Below are 21,442 nucleotides of genomic sequence, written 5' to 3' on the forward strand. Positions count from 1 at the left end.
GGTAACCGCGATTTCCTTGCGAAGCACTGCGCGGGACGGCTCCCCGGAGGCGTGAAATCGTGACCTGCACGCCGAGTCGAACGCAGCCCGGCCGACAGTCGACGGCGCGCTCTAGACTTCGGGTGGCAGGCAGCTGAACAGGACGTGACGGGCGATCGATGCCCGCGGTGGTAGAGGTGGCATGGGAGTCGGACGAATGCAGGCGAGCGGGGGCGGCAATACTCTGTCGGAGTCCGAGATCGTCGAGGCCGCGCTCCGGGTGGTTCGCGAAGACGGCGTGGAGAAGCTGTCCATGCGGCGACTCTCCCGTGAACTCGGCGTGTCCCCCATGGCGCCGTACTACTATGTCGCCGACAAACGGGAGTTGCTCGACCTCGTCGCCACCGCGGCGCTGACCGGAGTGCGCAAGCCACCGCCCGAATCCGGGCCGTGGCAGCACCGGCTACGCGACCTCATCGACCAGATCGATGAGAAGCTGCGCAAGCACCCCGGCCTCGGCGACGTGCTCATCGAACAAATGCTCGGCAAACAGCTCGACCTGATCGCGGCCTTGATGGAGATCCTGTTCGAAGCGGGCTTCACCGACCGCAATGTGCTCGCCGCGTACGCGACGATCCACACTTATCTGTTCGGCCGCAGGCGGGTGAATCCTAGGGACCGCTCGCCGCTGTCGGATGTGGCGCTGCCGGATGTGGTGGAGCGCGCCACCAAGTACATGGCGGACCTGCGTGGGAAGTACGTGTACGACTTCGGCATGGAGGTGTTGGTAGCCGGTCTGGAGGCCCAGCTTGTCCGGCAGCCGAACCCCGACGTACGATGAAACTGAAACACGTTCTAGTTTTGTCGGCTCGCGCCGACCGCGCCACGTTCGAGAGGACGACATGACCACCGTCGAAGTTCCACACGGTTCGCGTTCGGTCGTGCTGCGGGTATCCGCGGTCATCACCGAGACGCCCGACACCTGTTCGCTGGTGTTCGACGTGCCCGAGGAACTGCGCGAGCGCTTCAGCTACCAACCGGGCCAGTTCCTCACCCTGCGCATCCCCAGCGACCTCACCGGCTCGGTGGCGCGATGCTACTCGCTGGCCAGCTCGCCCTACACCGACGACCGGCCGAAGGTCACCATCAAGCGCACCGTTGGCGGCTACGGGTCGAACTGGGTGTGCGACAACGTCAAGGCGGGCGACCAGCTCGAAGTGCTGCCGCCCTCGGGCGTTTTTACGCCCAAGGACCTCGACGAGGACCTGCTGCTGTTCGGCGCCGGCAGCGGCATCACCCCGGTGATGTCGATCCTGAAATCCGCGCTGGCCCGCGGCAGCGGCAAGATCGTGCTGGTCTACGCCAACCGCGATCACGAATCGGTGATCTTCGCGGCCGAGTTGCGCGAGCTTGCGGACAAGCATCCGCAGCGGCTCACCGTGATCCACTGGCTGGAGTACCTGCAGGGGCTGCCGACGCCGGACGCGCTGGCCACCCTGGTCGCGCCCTACGCGAGCTACAACGCCTTCATGTGCGGACCGAAACCGTTCATGGATCGCGTGCACGACGCGCTCGGCAGGCTGGAGGTGCCACGCTCGCGCACCCACGCCGAAATTTTCAATTCCCTTGCCGGAGACCCATTTGCCGACCAGGCGCCGGTCGAGGTCACCGACGCGGAAGCCGCCGACGCGGCCATCGTCGAGGTCGAACTCGACGGCGAAGTGCACGAGCTGTCCTGGCCGCGCAAGCAGACCCTGGTCGATATTATGCTGGCCAAGGGCCTGGACGTGCCCTACTCCTGCCAAGAAGGCGAATGCGGTTCCTGCGCTTGCACAGTGCTGGAAGGCAAGGTCGAAATGGCGAACTCCGAACTCCTCGACCCCGAGGACATCGAGAACGGCTACATCCTCGGCTGCCAGGCCCGCCCAGTCACCGATCACCTCAAAATCCAGTTCTAAGTTTATTTGCAGCGCCTGCGGCGCTGCGTGTTCGCGGCCCCGAAGGCTCGCGTCCGAGCGGTGCGAGACTCGCGACTTCGTCGCATGCGCTTCGGCACTCGGACACAAGCCAGCCACGAACCGCGCTCGTAAGACTCGCGCGTGGTGGTTACTTTGACGGCGTCGATGCGAACGATGTGCGGCGATCAGTGCATGGTAGCGAGCCCGGGTCACTGCGTCCAGGCGCTCGGTGGCGTAACTCAGTGCGGTGCGGCCCAGTTCGGCGGCGTGCTGGTCGAGGAAATCGGTCAGTAGCTTTTCGTCGATGCGTTTGCCGATCTCGCGCAGCATCCAGCCGAGCGCCTTCTGGATGAGGTCGCGGCGGTCGTCGAACAATCGCTCGCACAGCTCGAAGGTGGTCGTCGCGTCGCCTGCCTTGATGAACGCGAAGCTCGACAACAGAGCCACCCGCCGCTCCCACAGCGAATCGGCCGCCGCCAACTCGAACAGCAGTTCGCGCGACCTGCCCAGCAGCCACGGGCCGATGATGTTCTCGGCGGACACGTCGACCAGATCCCAGTTGTTCACCCGACCGCGGCGCACGGCGGCCAGATACAGCTCCAGCATCGCCGCGCGGGCCTTGTCGTCGAAGGTGCGCGGCTTGGACGCGGCGGCGAACCTGGCATTGAGGATGATCAATGCCGCAAGCCGTTCCTCGTGCACGGGGCTGTCGAGCAGCGTATCGATCTCCGTGAGCGGCAGTGCCGCAAAACCTTTCACGATCGAGCGGGTCGCGGGCACCCGGACGCCGATGAAGACATCACCCTCGCCGTATTCCTCCGGCCCGGTCTTGAAGAACCGCTGCAGATGGATCGCATCGGCGGGATCGGCGACCGTCGCCAGCGCCGCCTGGACCTGCGCGGCAGTGGGGACGACGTCGGCCACCAGCGAACCTCCTACATCCGATCGTCGAGCAAGCAAGGTCATTCAACACCGCGCGGACTCTGGGGCGCGGCACGAATCGCCGGGGGAGTTCCCGCAGGTGTGAGGAGCGCGTCGAATCAACCGCGCGCGCCCAGAATTCGGCCGGACTCGAAAGCCGCTGCGCTGGCCGGTAGTTCGCCCGGCGTGCCGCTGTTGAGCACTCGGACATCACCGTTGCCCGTGGTCGGCCGTCCCAGCGCTTCCATCCGTCGAATCGTCTGTGCGGCAACGGCTTGCGCGCTGTCGAAGAGCCGGACGCCATCGGGTAGTGCGGCGACGATGGCATCGATGACAAGCGGGTAGTGGGTGCAGCCGAGGACGACACCCCCGACGTCGGCGGGGCTCTGCGCGGCGGCCCGTTCGATCGACTCGCGAGCCGCGACCAGATCACCTCCGTCGATGGCGTCGGCCAGGCCGTGGCAGGCTACGCCGACGACATTCGCGTCCCCGCCGAAGCGGTCGATCAGGTCCGCCTGATACTTGCTGGCAGTGGTCGCGGCCGTGGCCCATACCGCCACTGAGGAGCAGATGGCGGCCGCGGGCTTGATGGCGGGCACGGTGCCGATCACCGGCACCTCGGGACCGACCGCGGTGCGCACGTGCTCCAGCGCGGTGACGCTTGCGGTATTGCACGGGATCACGATGACCTCCGCACCCAACTCGATCGAGGTGCGGGCGGCACCGACCACGCGGTCGATCGTCCACTGCTCGGGCTTCGGCCCCCACGGCGCGCCATCCGGATCCAGTTGCAGCAGCAGGTCCACATCCGGTCGTAGCTTGCGAAGCCAGGCGGCTGTGGGCAACAACCCGAGGCCGGAATCGATGAGCGCGACGATCACACCGACCAACCTAGTAGGCGCAGCCGGACGCAGTCCGCCCGCAGTCTCTTGCGCTTGGACGAGCGAAGCGAGGCCACCGCCTGTCAGCTCGTGCCGAGCAGTTCCGCCACCGGGGCACCCGCCGCGATCTTTGCCCGCGCCTTCATCACCTGCGCGGTCATGCCCGCACCGACCACGCCGGTGAGGTTGCCTGCCTGGGAGTAGTAGGCCAGGAACTTGCGGCCGTCGTAGGAGACGATCTCGACCTGGTCCGCGGCGCTCGGCGTGCCGAGCGCCTGAATCTTCACGTCGTACTGGTCGCTCCAGAAGTACGGCACCCGCGCCGCGGTCGGCGGTTCGGCGCCGAGCAGCGCGCAGGCCAGCAGTTTCGCCTGCTCGCCCGCATTGGTCCAGTGCTCGACCCGCTTGTGCTGCCCGGTCTCGTGCAGCCACGCGGCGACGTCGCCGACCGCCCACACCCCGTCGGCCGAGGTGCGTCCCACCTCGTCGGCGAGCACACCACCGCCCGTCGCGGGGTCGGCCAGCGCGATGCCGGAATCGGCGAGCCATTCGGTCACCGGGCGTGACCCGACACCGACGACCACGAGATCGGCGGCCACCTCGGTACCATCGGAGAGCTTGGCGCCAAGCACGCGCTCGGCGTCGTCGGCCAAGAAGGTGTCCAGGCCGATGCCGCAGCGCAGATCGACGCCCTCGGCGCGATGCATCCGAGCGACCAATTCGCCGACCTGCTCGCCGAGCACCGAGGCCAGCGGCGTCGGCTGGGGCTCGACCAGCACCACCGCCACTCCGCCGGCGCGGAAGCTCGCCGCCAACTCGCAGCCGATGAACCCGGCGCCGACCACCAGTGCACTACCGGCGCTTGCCAATTCGGCCCGCAACGCGGCGGCGTCGGCGTGCCCGCGCAGCACGTGCACGCCCTTCAGATCCGGCAGCCCGGGCAGGCGGCGCGGCTGTAGGCCGGTCGCGATGATCAGCTGGGCGTAGTCGAGCGTGCTGCCGTCGGCCAGCCCCACCCGCCTGGCCGCGGTATCCACACCCACCGCGGCGGTGCCGCGCCGCAGCTCGATCCGCTTCTGCACGAAGAACTCTTCGGGCCGCAGCGTGGTGTCGTCGGTTTCGCCGCGCACGAACTGCTTGGACAGCGGCGGCCGGTCGTAGGGCAGCCGCGACTCCTCGCCGACGAGGATCAGTTCCCCCTCGTATCCGGCCCGGCGCAGTTCCTCGGCGGTGCGCAAGCCTGCCAGGCCCGCGCCGACGATGACGATCGGCCCGGTGCGGCCCTGGACATCCGTAACTGAAGGTGACACGCAGCTCACCCTAACTTCCGTTTGGTCTCGGCCCACAGTGAGGGCCGTCACTTCCCCGACCAGGCCGGGTGGCAGCCGATCGGTGCGCAATCGTGGCCGTATCGATATTGATCGGGCGGTCAATCAGAGTTGAATCAAGGCAGGAGAACAATTCAGAGCCTGAGGAGGCACACCATGTTCACCGAAAGTCGCGCACAGGATTTCCTGGCCGTCGTGCTCGGTGTCTTTGCCGCGCTGTCACCCCTGTGGGTGGAGACGAACAACAACGGCCAATGGTCGCTGATCGTCTTGGGCGCGCTCATCGCCCTGACCGGCCTCGCGCAGCTGTACCGGCCCGCGATGCAGGCCACCGACTACGCGATGGGTCTGTTCGGCGCACTGCTGTTCATTTCCCCCTGGGCAATGGACTTCACCGCGTACCGCAGCGCATCCTGGACCGCATGGGCAGTTGGAATAGTGACGGTGGTGGTCGCGGTAGCGGCGCTGCCGGCGGTGTCGGGGCGTCTGCACGACATGGTTCCGCACCACTGATGCAGGTGCCCATGCCGCACCGACGGGCAGGAGCCGAGCGACAAGGGGAAGGGGCGGGGCGTCGCCGTAGCGCCAAAGTGGATGGCGACGCCCGTCAGCTCATTCTGGATGCGGCCGAGAAGCTTTTCGCGGCACAGGGATTCGATGCGACCGCGACGGCCACCATCGCCGGTGCCGCCGGCGTCCCCAAAGGGCTTGTCTTCTACTACTTTCCGACCAAAGATTCGATTCTGTCCGCGCTGATGGCCGAACGGGTGCCCAAGCATCCGATCGACGACATCGGCACGGTGGTGGCGCCAGGTAATCCGGCGGCCAGCCTGGTCAATCTCGATGCCGCGCTCAATCTGCGCGACAACCATTCCTCGGTGCTGCGCGTCATCATGTGGCGCGAGGCAGATACCCATCCCGACGTCCGTCGCCAGTTGCGCCGCCTGCGCGACCAACTGCTCGATGTCACCGCCCGCGTACTGCAGGCCAGCACTACCGCACCGATTGCGCCCGGCACATTGCGCGCCTGCGCGGCCGCGTGGGTTTCGGCGATGTTCGCAATTGCCAGCACCGACCGGTTGCATGCGCTCGACGGTGTGCCACTGCCCACCGCGGATGAGCTTTTCAATGTGGCCCAGGTTGTTGCGGCGGGCATGACGCAACTCGGCTGAATAGAGACCCTCGTCCATGGCGCCAAGACCGCCGATCTCGCTCAGACCGGCCTGATCAACGAGTCGAGAAGGTCGCGGAGCGGATCATTGTCGCCGCGCAACGATGCGATCGAGGCCTGGACGTTGTCGTCGCGATTGAGTGAAGACCAGTCGATGCCCCATCCTGCCTCATAGCAGAGCTGCCGGAAGAAAGCTCGTTGTGTGCGCCCGTTGCCCTCGCGAAACGGATGGATCGCATTTACTTCAGCGAAGTAGTGCGTCAGCCGTTCGACGAACTCATCACGCGAACATCCTCGCAAATACCGCTCTTTCGCAAGCCCGCTGAACACATCCGCCGAGTAAGGCTCAATATGCTGCGGCAGGCAAAACGGATCCGACTTCGCGATTCCCACCACCCGGATCTCGCCCGCCCAGGAGAACAGGTCACCGAAGATCTCCCGATGGAACGCCCGAAGATGAACGAGATCGTAACTTCCCGGCAGAATCCGGGTTCCCAAGTCCGCCAGCGCAGCAAGGCTCAGATCCGATTCGACCCGGCGCAGCAGATCAGCATCGAGAATCCCAAGACTGTTGCGCAGCACGCCCGACTTGGGATCTATGTATGGATCTACCGTCACCGCAGGCCGTGCAAGCGCCGCACGCGCTCACGCATCTGGACTGTGCTGAGCTCGCCCTGGGCCCACTGTTGGAGGATCGCATCGGCATCCGAACTGGGTGAAAGCCCTTCGGCCCGAATCGAAGCCGACGCTTGCCGTACCGACTGAGCACGTTCCGCAGTCAATTCTTCGAATACTTCGACCGGCACCACCACCGCCTCGGTTCTGCGGCGGGAACCAACGCCCACTGGAGTGCGGTCACCGCGGCGAAACCGCTCCAGTACTCCAGAGAGCTGCTCGCGTGCCTCACGTACTGACAGGGTCTCGATCAACATCCCAATAGTGTACCCGAGTGTGTACACAATCGCCTTTGGGGTGCGAAGCTGGAGCGCCAGACCAGATGGCTGGAAGCCCGTCCTGAAAACGCGAACGGCGCCGCCCCCGAAGGAGCGGCGCCTTCCTCAGCGATTCAGAGAATCACTTGATGATCTTCGTGACGCGACCGGCGCCGACGGTGCGGCCACCCTCGCGGATCGCGAAGCGCAGGCCCTCGTCCATGGCGACCGGCTGGATCAGCTTGACAGACATCTCGGTGTTGTCACCGGGCATGACCATCTCGGTGCCCTCGGGGAGGGTCACAACGCCCGTCACGTCAGTCGTACGGAAGTAGAACTGCGGACGGTAGTTGTTGAAGAACGGCGTGTGCCGGCCGCCCTCGTCCTTGGACAGGATGTAGGCCTGGCCCTCGAACTCGGTGTGCGGGGTGGTGGTGCCCGGCTTCACGACAACCTGGCCACGCTCGACATCTTCACGCTTGATGCCACGAACCAGCAGACCGACGTTGTCGCCCGCCTGGCCCTGGTCGAGCAGCTTGCGGAACATCTCGATGCCCGTGATGGTGGTCTTGGTGACCTTCTCGCGGATGCCGACGATCTCGACTTCCTCGTTCACGTTGACGACGCCGCGCTCGACACGACCGGTGACGACGGTGCCACGACCGGTGATCGTGAAAACGTCCTCGACCGGCATCAGGAACGGCTTCTCGGTCTCACGAACCGGAGTCGGGATCGACTCGTCGACCGCGTTCATCAGCTCGACGATCGACTCGGTCCACTTCGGGTCGCCCTCGAGCGCCTTCAGACCGGAAACACGCACGACCGGCGCGTCCTCGTCGAACTCCTGTGCAGCCAGCAGTTCGCGGACCTCCATCTCGACGAGCTCGAGGATTTCCTCGTCGTCGACCATGTCCGATTTGTTCAGCGCGACCAGGATGTAGGGCACGCCGACCTGACGGGCGAGCAGCACGTGCTCGCGGGTCTGCGGCATCGGGCCGTCGGTCGCGGCGACCACCAGGATGGCACCGTCCATCTGCGCCGCACCAGTGATCATGTTCTTGATGTAGTCAGCGTGGCCCGGGGCGTCGACGTGCGCGTAGTGGCGCTTCTCCGTCTGGTACTCGACGTGGGAGATGTTGATCGTGATACCACGAGCCTTCTCCTCCGGCGCCTTGTCGATCTGATCGAACGCGAACGCGGCGTTCAGATCCGGGAACTTGTCAGCCAGCACCTTGGTGATCGCTGCAGTCAGCGTGGTCTTGCCGTGGTCGACGTGACCGATGGTGCCGATGTTGACGTGCGGCTTCGTCCGCTCGAACTTCGCCTTCGCCACTGTGGTGTCCTCCTGGACTTGTTGGTGCGTGCAGTTGCAGCAGTGCGGTTATAAATGGGGGTCGTGCTGACTCCCGGCTGATCGGGGGCAAGTCTTGCACTTGCCCCCGATCGGTATCACTCGCCGGTCGCCTTGGCGATGATCTCCTTCGACACGTTGGCCGGAACCTCCGCGTACGAGTCGAACACCATGGAGTAGTTCGCCCGGCCCTGGGTCTTCGACCGCAGATCACCGATGTAACCGAACATCTCCGAGAGCGGAACCAGCGCCTTGACGACACGGGCACCACTGCGTTCCTCCATGGCCTGGATCTGGCCACGGCGGGAGTTCAGGTCGCCGATCACATCGCCCATGTATTCCTCGGGCGTGATGACCTCGACCGCCATCAGCGGCTCGAGAATCACCGGACCGGCCTTACGGGCCGCTTCCTTCAGGGCCTGCGAGCCGGCGATCTTGAAGGCCATTTCCGACGAGTCGACGTCGTGGTACGCGCCGTCGAGCAGGATGACCTTCAGGTTCACCAGCGGGTAGCCCGCGAGCACACCGTACTGCATGGCATCCTGCGCACCGGCGTCCACCGAAGGGATGTACTCGCGCGGAACGCGACCACCGGAGACCTTGTTCTCGAACTCGTAGGTCGCGCCGTCCTCGCCGATGAACGGCTCGAGGGCGATGATGACCTTCGCGAACTGGCCGGAGCCACCCGTCTGCTTCTTGTGGGTGAACTCGAGCTTCTCGACCTTCTTGGTGATGGTCTCGCGGTAGGCCACCTGCGGCTTGCCGACGTTCGCCTCGACCTTGAACTCGCGACGCATACGGTCGACGAGGATGTCGAGGTGGAGCTCACCCATGCCGCCGATGACGGTCTGGCCGGTCTCCTGGTCGAGCTTGACCGAGAAGGTCGGGTCCTCTTCCGAGAGACGCTGGATCGCGGTGCCCAGCTTCTCCTGGTCGGACTTGGTCTTCGGCTCGATGGAGACCTCGATGACCGGGTCCGGGAAGGTCATGGACTCGAGCACGATCTGGTTCTGCGGATCGCACAGGGTGTCACCGGTGGTGGTGTCCTTGAGGCCGATCACCGCGTAGATGTGACCAGCGGATGCCGCCGGAACCGGGTTCTCCTTGTTGGAGTGCATCTGGAACAGCTTGCCCAGACGCTCCTTCTTGCCCTTGGTCGAGTTGATGACCTGGGCGCCGGAATCGACCTTGCCCGAGTACACGCGCACGTAGGTCAGCTTGCCGAAGAACGGGTGCACGGCGATCTTGAACGCCAGGGCGGCGAACGGCTCGTCGGCGCTCGGCTTGCGGGTCAGCAGCTCCTCTTCCTTGCCGGGCGCGTGGCCGGTGGTGGCCTCCACGTCCAGCGGCGAGGGCAGGTAGTCGATGACCGCGTCGAGCATGGGCTGCACGCCCTTGTTCTTGAACGCGGAGCCACACAGCACCGGGTAGATCTCGGAGTTGACCGTCAGCTTGCGGACGGCGCCCTTGATCTCATCGATCGAGAGCTCATCGCCGCCGAAGAACTTCTCGAGCAGCGCCTCGTCGGACTCGGCGACCGTCTCCAGCAGCTCCTGGCGGTACTGCTCGGCCCGATCCTTGAGATCGGCCGGGATCTCGACGACCTCGTACTCTTCGCCGAGCTTGGTCTCGCCGCGCCAGACCTTGGCGTTGTTCTCCACCAGGTCGACGATGCCCTCGAAGGTGTCCTCAGCGCCGATCGGCAGCTGAATCACCAGCGGCTTGGCACCGAGGCGGTCCTTGATGGTCTGCACGGTGAAGTAGAAATCCGCACCGAGCTTGTCCATCTTGTTGACGAAGCAGATCCGCGGCACGTCGTACTTGTCGGCCTGACGCCACACCTGCTCGGACTGCGGCTCGACGCCTTCCTTGCCGTCGAATACCGCGACGGCGCCGTCGAGCACGCGCAGCGAACGCTCCACCTCGACGGTGAAGTCGACGTGCCCGGGGGTGTCGATGATGTTGATCTGGTTGTCGTTCCAGAAGCACGTGGTAGCCGCGGAGGTGATGGTGATACCACGCTCCTGCTCCTGCTCCATCCAGTCCATCGTGGCCGCGCCATCGTGGACTTCACCGATCTTGTAGGTGATGCCGGTGTAGAAGAGGATGCGTTCAGTTGTGGTCGTCTTGCCCGCATCGATGTGGGCCATGATGCCGATGTTGCGGACCTTGTTCAGGTCGGTGAGCACGTCCTGTGCCACGGAAATCTTCCCCGCTCGTAGCTAGTTGGGATTTTCGGGGACGACCCTGTGGTCGTCTCTATGTCAACGTCGGAAACGGCAGGTAAGTGCCGCATCCGGCTGTGCCTCCCGACCCAGTAACGACGGGCCGGGCAGACGTCACCAGCGGTAGTGTGCGAAGGCCCGGTTGGACTCGGCCATCTTGTGGGTGTCCTCGCGACGCTTCACCGAAGCGCCGAGGCCGTTGCTGGCATCGAGGAGCTCGTTGGCCAGACGCTCGACCATGGTCTTCTCACGGCGAGCCCGCGAGTAGTTGACCAGCCAGCGCAGCGCCAGGGTGTTGGAGCGGCCCGGACGAACCTCGACCGGCACCTGGTAGGTGGCGCCACCGACGCGGCGGGGCTTCACCTCGAGTGCAGGCTTGACGTTGTCCAGCGCGCGCTTGAGGGTGACGACCGGATCGGTGCCGGTCTTCTCGCGCGCCTGCTCCAGCGCGCCGTAGACGATGCGCTCGGCGGTGGACTTCTTGCCGTCCAGCAGGATCTTGTTGACCAGCTGAGTGACCAGCGGCGACCCGTAGACCGGGTCGTTGATCAGCGGACGCTTGGGTGCGGGGCCCTTGCGTGGCATATCAGCTCTTCTCCTTCTTGGCGCCGTAACGGCTGCGGGCCTGCTTGCGGTTCTTCACACCCTGGGTGTCGAGCGAGCCACGGATGATCTTGTAGCGGACACCCGGGAGGTCCTTCACACGACCGCCACGCACGAGCACCATCGAGTGCTCCTGCAGGTTGTGGCCCTCGCCCGGGATGTAGGCCGTGACCTCGACCGCGCTGGTCAGGCGAACACGCGCGACCTTACGCAGCGCGGAGTTCGGCTTCTTCGGGGTCGTGGTGTACACGCGAGTGCACACGCCACGGCGCTGCGGGCTCCCCTTGAGGGCCGCGGTCTTGGTCTTGGAGACCTTGTCGCGACGACCCTTGCGGACCAGCTGGTTGATGGTTGGCATAGACCGGCTTTCCTTAATTAGTTAACGCGGTGTCTGGAACTTCATGTCTTGGTCATCGAGCTTTCACCCGCACACCCAGCCGCGTTTCCCGCGTCCCGAGGTCGGGCGTGTCGCGCGCGAAGCAGAACCGGTTTTCCGGGCACGCCGGGAAGGTCAGCCGCTTTCGCTGGCTTACGTCCACGCACGAACTTGCCCGCATGCTTCCGGGCACAGCGATCCACGATACCCGCGGTCGCGACACAGGGTCAAAGCGGGGTGGTTACCGCCACTACTACCTGGCGAGATTCAAGGTCAACTCGACCAGCTTCTGCGCTCCCGCGCAGGGATCGGGGTGCCCGGAGCCAGGTCGGTAGTTGATCCACCAACCGACGATGCCGGTATCGGCCGCACTGGCGCTGACACCGCAGGAATCCGGATCGTTGGGGCGCCGAGTCTGCAACCCCCGCTGTCCCTGCACGGTGATGTTGTTCGTCGTGTAGCCGAGTTTATCGTTGTTGGTCTTTTCGTTGTTCAGCGAGCCGAGCTCGTACCAGTTGAGGGTCACCATGGCGAGCCCGCCCGGTGCGTCGATGACGTTCCACATGCACACCGCGCCATTGAAGGACCCCTCCACATCGGTGGCATTACCCACCGCCGCACCGATCTGATCGACCGCGACCACGTCACACTCGCGCAGCAGTTTGTCGAAATTCGTATTGATCGAGGTGCTGCCGCCCGCGGGCTGCGCCGAACCGGACACCGTCTTCCCGCAGCCCGCCGCGACCGCAACCGCGAGCGCGGTGGCCGCGATGGCGGTCACCCGCAGGACCGGACGTGGACTCATGCTCCATCCCCTCACCGCGGCCCGCCTCACTGCAACCTCTGCACGGTCAGCTCGGCCAGTTTGCGTGTCTTGTCGCACGGATTGCCGGTCGCCCCGAACAGGCCGTAGGACATGGACCATTCGAAGAAGTCGTCGTTGAGCTGGACCGCGAGGTCGCAGACCGAGCCGCTGGGATCCAGCGCCTGGAAACCCTTGCGGCCGCCGACATCGATGGTGTCCGGATTGCGGCCGACGCTGGACACCCATGCCTTCTCGCGGTCGATCGGGCTGCCGCGGTAGGAGGCGAAAGTGACACTCGGCGAAGCGAGTCCGGCCGACTGCCAGTTGCAGCCGACCGAATTCTTGAACACCTGTGCGATCGTGGTGAGCCCGGCCAGGTCGTGCACCTCGTTGTCGGTGACATGGCCGCACTCCCCGACGAACGGACCGAGCGTGGCTACCTTCGGCGGCGGGCGCAGCGGGGCGTCGGTGGAATCGGAGTTGCCGTTCGAACCACAGGCCGACAACACCAATGCCAGGGCCATACCGGAGACGATGGCCGTCGGGATCCGCATGCCGTGAACTCTACTGCGTCTGATTGCGCCGCCTCCAGCGTCGCGGTTCGCGCAGGCCAATCGGTCAGAGATTGCCGCGGGCGTCCTGCTCGCGTTCGATCGCCTGGAACAGCGCTTTGAAGTTGCCCTTGCCGAAGCCCAGTGAGCCGTGCCGCTCGATCAATTCGAAGAACACGGTCGGGCGATCGGTGAGCGGTTTGCAGAAGATCTGCAGCAGGTAGCCGTCTTCGTCGCGGTCGACCAGGATGCCGCGGCGCTGCAGCTGCTCGACCGGCACGCGGACGTGGCCGATGCGGGCGCGCAGTTCGGGATCGGAGTAGTAGGCATCCGGGGTCTCCAGGAATTCGACGCCCTCGCGGCGCAGCGTGTCCACACAGCTGAGGATGTCGCTGGTGGCCAGCGCGATGTGCTGAACGCCGGGGCCACGGTAGAACTCGAGGTATTCGTCGATCTGCGAACGCTTCTTGCCCGCCGCGGGCTCGTTGAGCGGGAACTTCACTCGGTGGTTGCCGCTGGCGACAACCTTGCTCATCAACGCCGAATAGTCGGTGGCGATATCGTCGCCGACGAACTCGGCCATGTTCGTGAAACCCATGACGCGTCGGTAGAACTCGACCCAGCGGTCCATCATGCCGAGCTCGACATTGCCGACGACGTGGTCGATCGCCTGGAACAGCCGAACCGGCGTCCCCGGCCTCGGCTGAAAGTTGGAGCGGCGGGTGATGTAGCCGGGGAGATACGGCCCGTAGTACTTGGAACGGTCGACCAGCGTGTGCCTGGTCTCCCCGTAGGTGGCCAGCGCGGCGGAGCGGACCGTGCCGAATTCGTCTGTGTCGTCGTGCGGTTCGACCAGGATCGTCGCGCCATGGGTGCGTGCCCATTCGACACAGCGGTCCACGTCCGGCACCTCGAGCGCGATATCGACGATGCCGTCGCCGTGCCGGTCGTGGTGGGCGACGAGCGGGCTGTCCGGATCGACGGCGCCGGTGATCACGAACCGGGCCGCACCGCTGCGCAGCACGAACGCCTTGTGGTCGCGATTGCCGGTTTCGGGGCCCGCGTATGCCTCCAGCCGCATGCCGAAGGCCGACTCCAGGAAGTGCGCGGTCTGTGTCGCATTGCCGACCACCCAGACCAGGGCGTCCCAGCCGATGACGGGGAACGGATCGACGCTGTTGTCATGTTCCACCAATCCGACGAGCCTGCGCAGCTCGCCGTCGGTGGGTAGTGCCGTCGGCCGGTGATTCGGCATGTGCTCGATGGTCATGGTCCAAGGAAATCGCCACCCTCGCCAGTAGGCAATAGCGATGGATTTCAATAGACACTCTGGCGGATTCGGCTAGCAAGTCCCCTAGGATGCTGGACAATTTGAATAGCATTATCGACGCAGAGCCCGCGCCCGAACGGAGACCGTCATGCCGAATACGCAGGCGAAACTCGACGAACTCGATCTCGCCATCCTCACCGCGATGCACGACTATCAGAAGGCGGGCATCCTCGAACTGTCGCGCCGAACCCGGGTCGCGAGGGCCACTGTGCAATCGCGGATCGGGCGGATGGAGGAATCCGGGGTCATCGCCTCCTATGACCCGCAGATCGATGTCACCGCAGCGGGTTTCGAGGTGCAGGCCTTCGTCACGCTGGAGATCGCGCAGGGTGCGCTCGACACGGTGGCCGCGGAACTCGACGCGATTCCCGGTGTGCTGGAGGCGTATGCGACTACCGGCTCCGGCGATGTGCTGTGCCGACTCGGCGCCGATTCGCATGCCGGGCTGCAGTCGGTATTGCTGAGCATCGACCGGACCACTTCGGTGGTGCGCTCGCACAGTGTCATCGTGTTGTCGACGGTGGTGCCGCGGCGCACGCTGCCGCTACTGCGCACCCTGACGCCCACCGGTTCCACCAAGGCGCCCGCGTATCGCGACGCGGGCGCGTATCACGACGCGCACGAGCGCTGAGCCGGGCGGCGAGACACCGTCTATGCTCGTGCTCGCTGTGTGCTGCGGTCGCCCACGCCGTGGGACAGCACGGCATTGTCGTACCAGCCGAGTACCAGCCGAGCAGCCGGACCGGCGCGGGCATTTCGGGGTCGGCCAGTTCGCCGTCGGCGGCGTCGTAGAGGACACGGCCGCGCTCGTCGGTGTAGGTGCGCAACCGGTCGCCGAACTGCTCGACCGCCTCCTTCATGCCGGTCAGCTTCGACCAGGTCTGCATGTCCATGGTGGTGGCCGGACCGAAGGCGCGCCACCGAGCACCGCCTCGCCGCGCTTGCGAACTTGTTCCGGATCCAGCCCGATCATCGCGCCGTAATTGAAACCCATACGGAATGGGATCTTTTCGAGCTCCGGCTGCACATGCGGTGGGATACGCAGCACATCCGGAGGCGTGACCAGATGAATCGTGGCCCGCATCACAGTGATGCGAACCAGCAAACGATCCTCCAGGCCCGCCGACACCGTCTTCGGGTCGAAATCCGCGATGCGGCTCCACAATCCGACGAACGGCGGCGTCGAATCCTGCACCTGCGGGCCGAGGAGATGATCACACATCTCGGGCACGGTCAGCGACGAACGCTCCAGCAGATGCTGGCGGGCGAGCAGGATCCGGTTCAGTACCCGGTTGGACAGCTTCATGATTCGGTCACCGTACGGCGGTTCGGTCAGCGCAGCGTGACGACGACTTTGCCGGTGGCCGTGCGGTTGTCCAGCGAGGCAACGGCTTCGGCGGCCCGCTCCAGCGGATACAGCACCGGCTCCGGCGGCGCGATCTTGCCGGAGGCGAGCAGCGGCGCGACCTCTTCCCACTGTTCGGTGAGGTAGCCGGGGTGGGTCATGACCCACTCGCCCCAGGCCGCGCCGGTCACCTCGACGTTGTTGAGCAGCAGCCTGTTCACCTTCACCATGGGGATCTCCCCCGCCGTGAAGCCGACCACCAGCAGCCGACCGGCCGAGGCCAGCGAGCGAATGCTGTCGGTGAAACGATCACCACCCACCGGGTCGAGCACGATGTCGACACCGCGACCGCCGGTCAGTTCCTTCACCGCCGCGAGCCAGCCGTCGGTGAGCACCACATCGGTGGCGCCGTTGGCCCGGGCCACCTCCGCCTTCGCCTCGGTACTGACCACCGCGATGACCCGGCCCGCGCCGAGTGCGACCGCCATCCGCAGCGTCGAGGTGCCGACACCGCCCGCGGCGCCGTGCACAAGCACGGTCTCGCCCTCGGCCAGCCTGCCGCGCTTGCGCAGGCAGAAGTGCACGGTCAGATCGTTGAACAGAATGCCGGCCCCGGCCTCCAGCGAGACGTTGTCCGGCAACCGGAACACCATCTGCGCGGGCGCGACCGCCACCTCCGCCATGGCATTGCCGAGCATCGTCAACGCGACCACCCGGTCACCCGGCTTGACGCGCGCACCCTCCGGCGCCTCGCGCACGATGCCCGCCACCTCGCCACCGACGACGAACGGCAACTCCGGCTTCATCTGATACAGCCCGCGCGTCATCAGCACATCGGGAAAGGCCACCCCGGCCGCGTGCACGTCGATGACCACTCCTCCCGGATACCCCGCGGGCTCCGGAATCTCGACGACCTCGACCGCTTCCGGTCCCTCCAGCTTGCTGACCTGGGCTGCGCGCATATGCCGACCTCTCTGTCCACTCGCCGACGCGGGACCCGCCGACGACGCTGTGACCAACCTAACCGGGCCCGAAGGGTCTCTTCCAGAGGGTCCGGTTTTGCTATGCTGGCCGCGACTTAAGGTCGGGCGGGAAGGGGGATTTCCTAACATGCAGGTCAATCCGGAAACGTTGAAATCGTTCGCGACGAACCTCGGCACCGAAGCGGGCAATATCCACAAGCTCAACGATGGTGAAGGCTTCGGCGTCGCGAGCAACGCACTGCCGGGCACCGACTTCGGCGGCACCGTCCAACAGACGACGGACGTGGTCAACCACTGCCTGCAACGGATCAGCGACCGACTCACCACGGTCGCGGACAATATGCACAACGCGGCGGGGGCATACGAACTGGCCGAGGACGACTTCGCAGCGAAGCTCCGCACGATCGGACTGCAGGTCCAATGACTCTCACCATTGCCGACGTAGAGAAGTGGGAGCCGGACCATCTGACCACCGCGGGTGATCGTGCGGGCATGATCTCGACCAACCTCGACGGCGTGGTCCGCGATGGATCCGACCGAACTCGCGCACTGGGGTGGACCGGGGTTGCCGCCGACGCGGCAAACACCCGGATGGACACCGAGAAGTCGCGGGCGTCCGACGTGAGCCAAAGACTGCTCGAATTGAAGACTGCCTTCACCTCACAGGTGGAGAACTTGAAGAACGCGAAGACCAAGGTGCTGCAACTGCGCGACTTGGCCGCCAATCCGAGTGGCACACCAAACGGAGCGGAAGCCTTGCCGGGCTTCAAGGTCGAGGCCAACGGAACCGTCACCGCCGACGACCGGATCGCCAAGGCCTGCGCCCTGATGAACGGTCAGCAACGCGTAGACGAAAGCCTGCGAATTCAGCGGGACGCGGCAGATTGGCAGGTGCAGATCACCAACGCACTTGCACAGGCGGAAGGTGTTGCGGAACAGACGAAAACGCAAGTCACCCAGGCCGTCGGCAACCTCCAAGCCGCATACGACAGGCTCGGCGATTCGAAATCCGGCACCGCCCCGGTCCCCACCTCCACTTCCCCCGCCGCCGTCAGCAACCCGTCGCCTTCCACACCAAGCAAGCCCAACCATGCGATGGGCGGGAATCACAACGGCAGCAATTCCGCGTCCGGAACGCCGTATTCAGGCAGCCCCACCTCAGGAGGTCCAGTTGGGCCCCCGCCGACCGGCGACAAAGCGAAGTGGATCCAAGAGGCGCTGAAAGTGCTGAAGGACATGGGCTACGACACCAGCGATCCCAACCTTGTCGCCGACATCTCGGAGATCATCGAGCACGAGTCCGGCGACAACCCACAGGCATTCAACGGCTGGGACTCCAATGCCGCGGCAGGCACACCGTCGAAGGGCTTGATGCAGACCATAGACTCCACCTTCAATGCGCACAAAGCGCCCGGCCACGACGATATCTGGAATCCCGTGGACAACATCGTCGCCGGTGTGCGGTATGCGACCGACCGCTACGGGTCCGTGCACAATGTTCCGGGTTTGGTCTCGATGCGGTCGGGCGGCGCGTATCAGGGCTACTGACCTGACATCGGGTTGCGCCTGGCTGTTGGCGAGCAGAGCGTACTAGCCGCCGCTCGTTGCAGTACCCGCCCCATCGCGCCTTGGCCGATCATCGCGATAAGGCCGATCACCGCGATAAGACTATGGCGTCCGGCCATCCGTGGATCATGCGGCCCGACCGGCTTCACCAGTACCCTGCCCTCAGTACTTGTTGGGGGATAGTACCGGGTTGGCTCGCACGCGTCCTGGGCGAATCGGGGACGCCCGACAGCCTCAGGCGAAGGTCAGGTCCCGTTCCGCGAGCGCCGCGCAGCTTGGTGATGGCGGTCGGGCCTACGCCGTGCAGGGCGGCAAGATCACGTTCGATCCATGCGGTTAGGTCGGATAGACGGTGGATTCCGGCTGCGGCCAGGGCTCGTTCTTCTGCTGGGACTACATATCGCGGAGTAGAGACGGCTCGACGCGAGGGCTGTGACGTACGCCCCGTAAAGTCATCTCAGAATAAGCACCGCACGAGAACGCGGCACAACGTGCAGCGCGAGGAGCACCAGTGTCAGTCGATCAGCCACTCGCCCCGCTTCCCCAGGAGGGCATGGGTTTTGCTTCGGCGTGGCCCATCCGGGCTGGCGATGTAGATCCGTACAACCGCTTGCGGTTCGATGCCGTCGCCCGTTATCTGCAGGATATAGCCGGTGAGCAACTGGAGCAGACGTTTCTCAACCGGACCGATCCGAACTGGATCGTCCGGCGCACCGTCATCGACGTGATCCGGCCGATTCAGTGGCCCGATCGGGTGCAGTTGCTGCGGTGGTGTTCGAGCATGTCGACCAGGTGGGCGAACATGCGAGTGCGGATCACCAGCCACAACGGCGGGTTGATCGATACCGAGGGCTTCTGGATCAATATCAGCGAGTCGAACAACATGCCCGCGCGGATCAGCGACGAGGGTCTGGCCTATCTGGCGCAGACCACCGCCGAGCACCGGTTGCGCTGGCGACCTTATCTCACCGACACCACGCCGCCCGAGTCCGATACCGACATGCCGTTTCCGGTCCGGGCCACCGATATCGACCAATACAACCACGTCAACAATGCCTGCTACTGGCAGGCGGTGGAGCAGTTTCTCGCCGAATATCCCAAGCTGCTCGCGGCCCCGCACCGCGCGGTGATCGAGTATGTGGCGCCGGTGCTCGCGCGCCAGCACGTGACGGTGCGCAGCCGCTATGAGCCGGGTGACCGGTCCGGCAGGCCGGTGCTGCGACTCTGGTTCGTGGTCGGCGGGACGACCACCACTGTCGTCCGCATCATGCCACTACCTGTCTGACATGCACCGATAACAAACCCGGCCCCGTTCTCAGCAGAACGGAGCCGGTCGTGTGTTCGGAGGAGCTCAGCCGCGCGCGGCCTTCAGGAGATCAACGCGGGTGGTGAACTTGACCCGGGGACGGCCCGCGCTCTTGCCCGCGGCCTTCTCCGCCTGATCGATCGCCTTCCAGCCTTCCCGGTCGACCAGATCGGCCTGCCGCTCGCCGAGCAGCGCCTTGAGCGCGGCCCGATCGGCCTGCGGCACAGCGAGTTTGCCCGTGGTGAAGTCGGCGATCAACTGCTCCACGGTTTCCTCGGAGTCGATGCGGTTGGAGCCGATGACGCCGCGCGGACCGCGTTTGATCCAGCCGCTGACGTACACGCCGGGGACCGGAATGCCGTCGGGGCCGAGCACCCGGCCGTGCTCGTTGGGCACCACGCCGCGGCGCTGGTCGAACGGCAGATCGCCGACCGGCTGGCCGCGGTAGCCGATGGAACGCAGCACCAGCGAGGCGTCCACGCTGTCGGTGCGGTCGGTCGCCCGCGCCACCGATTGGCCACCCTCACTCACCAATTCGTTGTGCACGAATTCGACCGACTCGACGTGATCGGCGCCGGTGAGCGCGGTCGGCGAGGCCAGGTAGCGGAAGATGATCCGCTTGTTCGCCGGATCGCGCCGACCCGCGGCGTACTCTTTGGCGAGGGCGTACTTGAGCTGCAGCGACGGCTCGACGTCCGGATCGTCCAGCAGCGCCTGGCTGCCCGGATCGAGCGCCAGATCGGCCTCGTCGACGATGACGTCGATGCCCTTCAGGTGGGCCAGCGCCAGGAACTCCGAGGAGGTGTAGGCCGCCTGCAGCGGTCCGCGCCTACCGAGCACAACCACTTCGCGAATGTTGCTGTTGCGCAACGCGTCCAGGGCGTAGTCGGCGATATCGGTCTTGGCCAGCTCGTCCGGGTCGACGGTCAGCACCCGCGCGACGTCGAGTGCGACATTGCCGTTGCCGACGATCACCGCACGCTCGCCGGACAGGTCGAACTGCCGGTCCGCGTAGTCGGGATGGCCGTTATACCAGGCGACGAACTCGGTCGCGGAATGGCTGCCCGGCAGATCCTCACCGGGGACGCCCATGCGGCGATCGGTGGCGGCGCCGACGGCGTACACCACGGCGTGGTGGTGGGCCAGCAGTTCGTCGTGGCTGATGTGGGTGCCGACCTCCACATTGAGGTAGTACTGCAGCGCCTCGCGCCGGAACGCGGACTCGAACAGGCTCGAGACGGTCTTGGTGACCGGATGGTCGGGGGCCACACCCGCACGCACCAGGCCCCACGGCGTCGGCAGCCGGTCGAACATCTCGACCTCCACGTCGGCGCGACGCAGCAGTTCGTCGGCCGCGTAGCAGGCCGCCGGCCCGGCGCCGACGATCGCGACGCGCAGCACGCCCAGCTCCTTCGGCGGCCGCGCGGGCGTCACGATCGGATCGAAGTTCGATTCGAGCGGGTGGCGTTGGAAGTAGGCGGCATTGATGTCGCGATACCTGGCCATCGACGCGGTCAGATCGTCCTCGGAGAAGATGGCATCCACCGGGCACGCATCGACACAGGCACCGCAATCGATACAGGTGTCGGGGTCGATGTAGAGCATCTCGGTCGTCGCGAAGTCCGGCTGATCCGGGGTGGGACGGATGCAATCGACCGGGCACTCGGAGACGCAGCTGGCGTCGTTGCAACAACGCTGCGTGATTACGTAGGCCATAGTGTGCAGATCCTCGAAAATGTGCGTGGGCTGTAGCCACCCAGTGGGTTGAGGTGGGCAGGAGCGTCGCGCGTTGTGACGCCGCTTTCAGTCTGCCTCGAGTGTGGTCGAGACC

At 65.5% G+C, this 21,442-nt stretch carries 22 protein-coding genes and 2 pseudogenes; 8 read left to right on the top strand and 16 right to left on the bottom strand.

All coding sequences use genetic code 11. The features are described from left to right. Positions 1 to 181 precede the first annotated feature (181 nt). Positions 182 to 820 carry a mycofactocin system transcriptional regulator MftR2 gene (mftR2, locus tag ACV7NQ_RS12595; RefSeq protein WP_463359803.1) on the top strand — a complete coding sequence of 213 codons (639 nt, stop codon included), beginning with the start codon at positions 182 to 184 and terminating at the stop codon, positions 818 to 820. Positions 821 to 881: 61 nt separating this feature from the next. After that, entirely contained in the window at positions 882 to 1,937 is a 1,056-nt protein-coding gene (locus tag ACV7NQ_RS12600) for a 2Fe-2S iron-sulfur cluster-binding protein (RefSeq protein ID WP_463359804.1), read from the top strand. Positions 1,938 to 2,123: 186 nt separating this feature from the next. On the opposite strand, the pseudogene ACV7NQ_RS12605 reads toward ACV7NQ_RS12600, so the two are convergent. The 3 genes and pseudogenes from ACV7NQ_RS12605 to ACV7NQ_RS12615 all read right to left on the bottom strand — a co-directional run. Beyond that, positions 2,124 to 2,903 (bottom strand): annotated as a pseudogene (locus tag ACV7NQ_RS12605) (DNA alkylation repair protein); the annotation flags it as partial. A 74-nt stretch (positions 2,904 to 2,977) separates the two neighbouring features. Beyond that, entirely contained in the window at positions 2,978 to 3,739 is a 762-nt protein-coding gene (locus ACV7NQ_RS12610) for a glutamate racemase (RefSeq protein WP_463359805.1), read from the bottom strand. An 83-nt stretch (positions 3,740 to 3,822) separates the two neighbouring features. Continuing rightward, positions 3,823 to 5,049: an NAD(P)/FAD-dependent oxidoreductase gene (locus ACV7NQ_RS12615; RefSeq protein ID WP_463359806.1), complete on the bottom strand. Its 1,227-nt coding sequence runs from the start codon at positions 5,047 to 5,049 to the stop codon at positions 3,823 to 3,825. Between the two features lie 174 nt (positions 5,050 to 5,223). Between ACV7NQ_RS12615 and ACV7NQ_RS12620 the strand changes: the two genes are divergently transcribed. Continuing rightward, positions 5,224 to 5,580 carry an SPW repeat domain-containing protein gene (locus tag ACV7NQ_RS12620; RefSeq protein ID WP_463359807.1) on the top strand — a complete coding sequence of 119 codons (357 nt, stop codon included), beginning with the start codon at positions 5,224 to 5,226 and terminating at the stop codon, positions 5,578 to 5,580. Between the two features lie 5 nt (positions 5,581 to 5,585). Continuing rightward, positions 5,586 to 6,239 carry a TetR/AcrR family transcriptional regulator gene (locus ACV7NQ_RS12625; protein WP_463365644.1) on the top strand — a complete coding sequence of 218 codons (654 nt, stop codon included), beginning with the start codon at positions 5,586 to 5,588 and terminating at the stop codon, positions 6,237 to 6,239. Positions 6,240 to 6,280: 41 nt separating this feature from the next. Here the strand turns inward: ACV7NQ_RS12625 and ACV7NQ_RS12630 are convergent, their stop codons facing one another. The 9 genes from ACV7NQ_RS12630 to hppD form a co-directional block, all read right to left on the bottom strand. Beyond that, positions 6,281 to 6,820 (bottom strand): Fic/DOC family protein, encoded by a 540-nt coding sequence (locus ACV7NQ_RS12630; RefSeq protein ID WP_463359808.1) that lies wholly within the window; start codon positions 6,818 to 6,820, stop codon positions 6,281 to 6,283. 32 nt (positions 6,821 to 6,852) lie between these two features. Beyond that, positions 6,853 to 7,170 (bottom strand): antitoxin VbhA family protein, encoded by a 318-nt coding sequence (locus tag ACV7NQ_RS12635; protein ID WP_463359809.1) that lies wholly within the window; start codon positions 7,168 to 7,170, stop codon positions 6,853 to 6,855. Positions 7,171 to 7,312: 142 nt separating this feature from the next. Beyond that, positions 7,313 to 8,503: an elongation factor Tu gene (gene tuf, locus ACV7NQ_RS12640; protein ID WP_463359810.1), complete on the bottom strand. Its 1,191-nt coding sequence runs from the start codon at positions 8,501 to 8,503 to the stop codon at positions 7,313 to 7,315. Positions 8,504 to 8,619: 116 nt separating this feature from the next. Further along, a complete protein-coding gene (gene fusA / locus ACV7NQ_RS12645; protein ID WP_463359811.1) occupies positions 8,620 to 10,722 on the bottom strand; it encodes an elongation factor G in 2,103 nt (700 codons plus the stop codon). A gap of 138 nt (positions 10,723 to 10,860) precedes the next feature. Next, positions 10,861 to 11,331, bottom strand: a complete 471-nt coding sequence (rpsG, locus tag ACV7NQ_RS12650; RefSeq protein WP_040739280.1) for a 30S ribosomal protein S7 — start codon at positions 11,329 to 11,331, stop codon at positions 10,861 to 10,863. 1 nt (position 11,332) lies between these two features. Further along, a complete protein-coding gene (gene rpsL, locus ACV7NQ_RS12655) occupies positions 11,333 to 11,707 on the bottom strand; it encodes a 30S ribosomal protein S12 (RefSeq protein WP_019049359.1) in 375 nt (124 codons plus the stop codon). A gap of 271 nt (positions 11,708 to 11,978) precedes the next feature. Then, positions 11,979 to 12,530, bottom strand: coding sequence for a DUF3558 domain-containing protein (locus ACV7NQ_RS12660; protein ID WP_463359812.1), 552 nt, complete (start codon positions 12,528 to 12,530; stop codon positions 11,979 to 11,981). A 26-nt stretch (positions 12,531 to 12,556) separates the two neighbouring features. Further along, a complete protein-coding gene (locus ACV7NQ_RS12665; protein WP_463359813.1) occupies positions 12,557 to 13,084 on the bottom strand; it encodes a DUF3558 domain-containing protein in 528 nt (175 codons plus the stop codon). 64 nt (positions 13,085 to 13,148) lie between these two features. Then, positions 13,149 to 14,351, bottom strand: coding sequence for a 4-hydroxyphenylpyruvate dioxygenase (gene hppD, locus ACV7NQ_RS12670; protein WP_463359814.1), 1,203 nt, complete (start codon positions 14,349 to 14,351; stop codon positions 13,149 to 13,151). A 148-nt stretch (positions 14,352 to 14,499) separates the two neighbouring features. Between hppD and ACV7NQ_RS12675 the strand changes: the two genes are divergently transcribed. Continuing rightward, positions 14,500 to 15,042 (top strand): Lrp/AsnC family transcriptional regulator, encoded by a 543-nt coding sequence (locus ACV7NQ_RS12675; RefSeq protein WP_463359815.1) that lies wholly within the window; start codon positions 14,500 to 14,502, stop codon positions 15,040 to 15,042. Between the two features lie 157 nt (positions 15,043 to 15,199). Here the strand turns inward: ACV7NQ_RS12675 and ACV7NQ_RS12680 are convergent. From ACV7NQ_RS12680 to ACV7NQ_RS12690, 3 genes and pseudogenes are all read right to left on the bottom strand, one after another. Next, positions 15,200 to 15,304, bottom strand: a pseudogene (locus ACV7NQ_RS12680) (hypothetical protein); the annotation flags it as partial. After that, a complete protein-coding gene (locus ACV7NQ_RS12685) occupies positions 15,277 to 15,717 on the bottom strand; it encodes a DNA glycosylase AlkZ-like family protein (RefSeq protein WP_463359816.1) in 441 nt (146 codons plus the stop codon). The pseudogene ACV7NQ_RS12680 and the gene ACV7NQ_RS12685, both read right to left, overlap by 28 nt. Positions 15,718 to 15,743: 26 nt before the next feature. Further along, positions 15,744 to 16,718: an NADPH:quinone oxidoreductase family protein gene (locus ACV7NQ_RS12690; protein WP_463359817.1), complete on the bottom strand. Its 975-nt coding sequence runs from the start codon at positions 16,716 to 16,718 to the stop codon at positions 15,744 to 15,746. 148 nt (positions 16,719 to 16,866) lie between these two features. On the opposite strand from ACV7NQ_RS12690, the gene ACV7NQ_RS12695 reads away from it, so the two are divergent. The 3 genes from ACV7NQ_RS12695 to ACV7NQ_RS12705 all read left to right on the top strand — a co-directional run bounded on the left by ACV7NQ_RS12695 (position 16,867) and on the right by ACV7NQ_RS12705 (position 19,590). Next, a complete protein-coding gene (locus ACV7NQ_RS12695; protein WP_463359818.1) occupies positions 16,867 to 17,163 on the top strand; it encodes a type VII secretion target in 297 nt (98 codons plus the stop codon). Then, positions 17,160 to 18,287 carry a transglycosylase SLT domain-containing protein gene (locus ACV7NQ_RS12700; RefSeq protein ID WP_463359819.1) on the top strand — a complete coding sequence of 376 codons (1,128 nt, stop codon included), beginning with the start codon at positions 17,160 to 17,162 and terminating at the stop codon, positions 18,285 to 18,287. The genes ACV7NQ_RS12695 and ACV7NQ_RS12700 overlap by 4 nt, the downstream gene beginning before the upstream one ends. 529 nt (positions 18,288 to 18,816) lie before the next feature. Further along, on the top strand, positions 18,817 to 19,590 hold the full coding sequence (locus tag ACV7NQ_RS12705) for an acyl-[acyl-carrier-protein] thioesterase (protein ID WP_463359820.1): 774 nt from the start codon (positions 18,817 to 18,819) through the stop codon (positions 19,588 to 19,590). Between the two features lie 66 nt (positions 19,591 to 19,656). Here the strand turns inward: ACV7NQ_RS12705 and ACV7NQ_RS12710 are convergent, their stop codons facing one another. Further along, positions 19,657 to 21,327: an FAD-dependent oxidoreductase gene (locus ACV7NQ_RS12710; protein ID WP_463359821.1), complete on the bottom strand. Its 1,671-nt coding sequence runs from the start codon at positions 21,325 to 21,327 to the stop codon at positions 19,657 to 19,659. Between the last annotated feature and the right edge of the window lie 115 nt (positions 21,328 to 21,442).

The organism is Nocardia sp. Tas62D01 (assembly GCF_055232035.1).

Excerpts from the sequence above, each read along its gene's own strand:
- ACV7NQ_RS12620 (WP_463359807.1), top strand. The coding sequence starts at position 5,224 with ATGTTCACCGAAAGTCGCGCACAGGATTTCCTGGCCGTCGTGCTCGGT.
- ACV7NQ_RS12710 (WP_463359821.1), bottom strand. The coding sequence starts at position 21,327 with ATGGCCTACGTAATCACGCAGCGTTGTTGCAACGACGCCAGCTGCGTC.
- ACV7NQ_RS12695 (WP_463359818.1), top strand. The coding sequence starts at position 16,867 with ATGCAGGTCAATCCGGAAACGTTGAAATCGTTCGCGACGAACCTCGGC.
- mftR2 (WP_463359803.1), top strand. The coding sequence starts at position 182 with ATGGGAGTCGGACGAATGCAGGCGAGCGGGGGCGGCAATACTCTGTCG.
- ACV7NQ_RS12700 (WP_463359819.1), top strand. The coding sequence starts at position 17,160 with ATGACTCTCACCATTGCCGACGTAGAGAAGTGGGAGCCGGACCATCTG.
- hppD (WP_463359814.1), bottom strand. The coding sequence starts at position 14,351 with ATGACCATCGAGCACATGCCGAATCACCGGCCGACGGCACTACCCACC.
- rpsG (WP_040739280.1), bottom strand. The coding sequence starts at position 11,331 with ATGCCACGCAAGGGCCCCGCACCCAAGCGTCCGCTGATCAACGACCCG.
- ACV7NQ_RS12685 (WP_463359816.1), bottom strand. The coding sequence starts at position 15,717 with ATGAAGCTGTCCAACCGGGTACTGAACCGGATCCTGCTCGCCCGCCAG.
- ACV7NQ_RS12665 (WP_463359813.1), bottom strand. The coding sequence starts at position 13,084 with ATGCGGATCCCGACGGCCATCGTCTCCGGTATGGCCCTGGCATTGGTG.
- ACV7NQ_RS12675 (WP_463359815.1), top strand. The coding sequence starts at position 14,500 with ATGCCGAATACGCAGGCGAAACTCGACGAACTCGATCTCGCCATCCTC.
- ACV7NQ_RS12600 (WP_463359804.1), top strand. The coding sequence starts at position 882 with ATGACCACCGTCGAAGTTCCACACGGTTCGCGTTCGGTCGTGCTGCGG.
- ACV7NQ_RS12635 (WP_463359809.1), bottom strand. The coding sequence starts at position 7,170 with ATGTTGATCGAGACCCTGTCAGTACGTGAGGCACGCGAGCAGCTCTCT.
- ACV7NQ_RS12690 (WP_463359817.1), bottom strand. The coding sequence starts at position 16,718 with ATGCGCGCAGCCCAGGTCAGCAAGCTGGAGGGACCGGAAGCGGTCGAG.
- ACV7NQ_RS12660 (WP_463359812.1), bottom strand. The coding sequence starts at position 12,530 with ATGAGTCCACGTCCGGTCCTGCGGGTGACCGCCATCGCGGCCACCGCG.
- rpsL (WP_019049359.1), bottom strand. The coding sequence starts at position 11,707 with ATGCCAACCATCAACCAGCTGGTCCGCAAGGGTCGTCGCGACAAGGTC.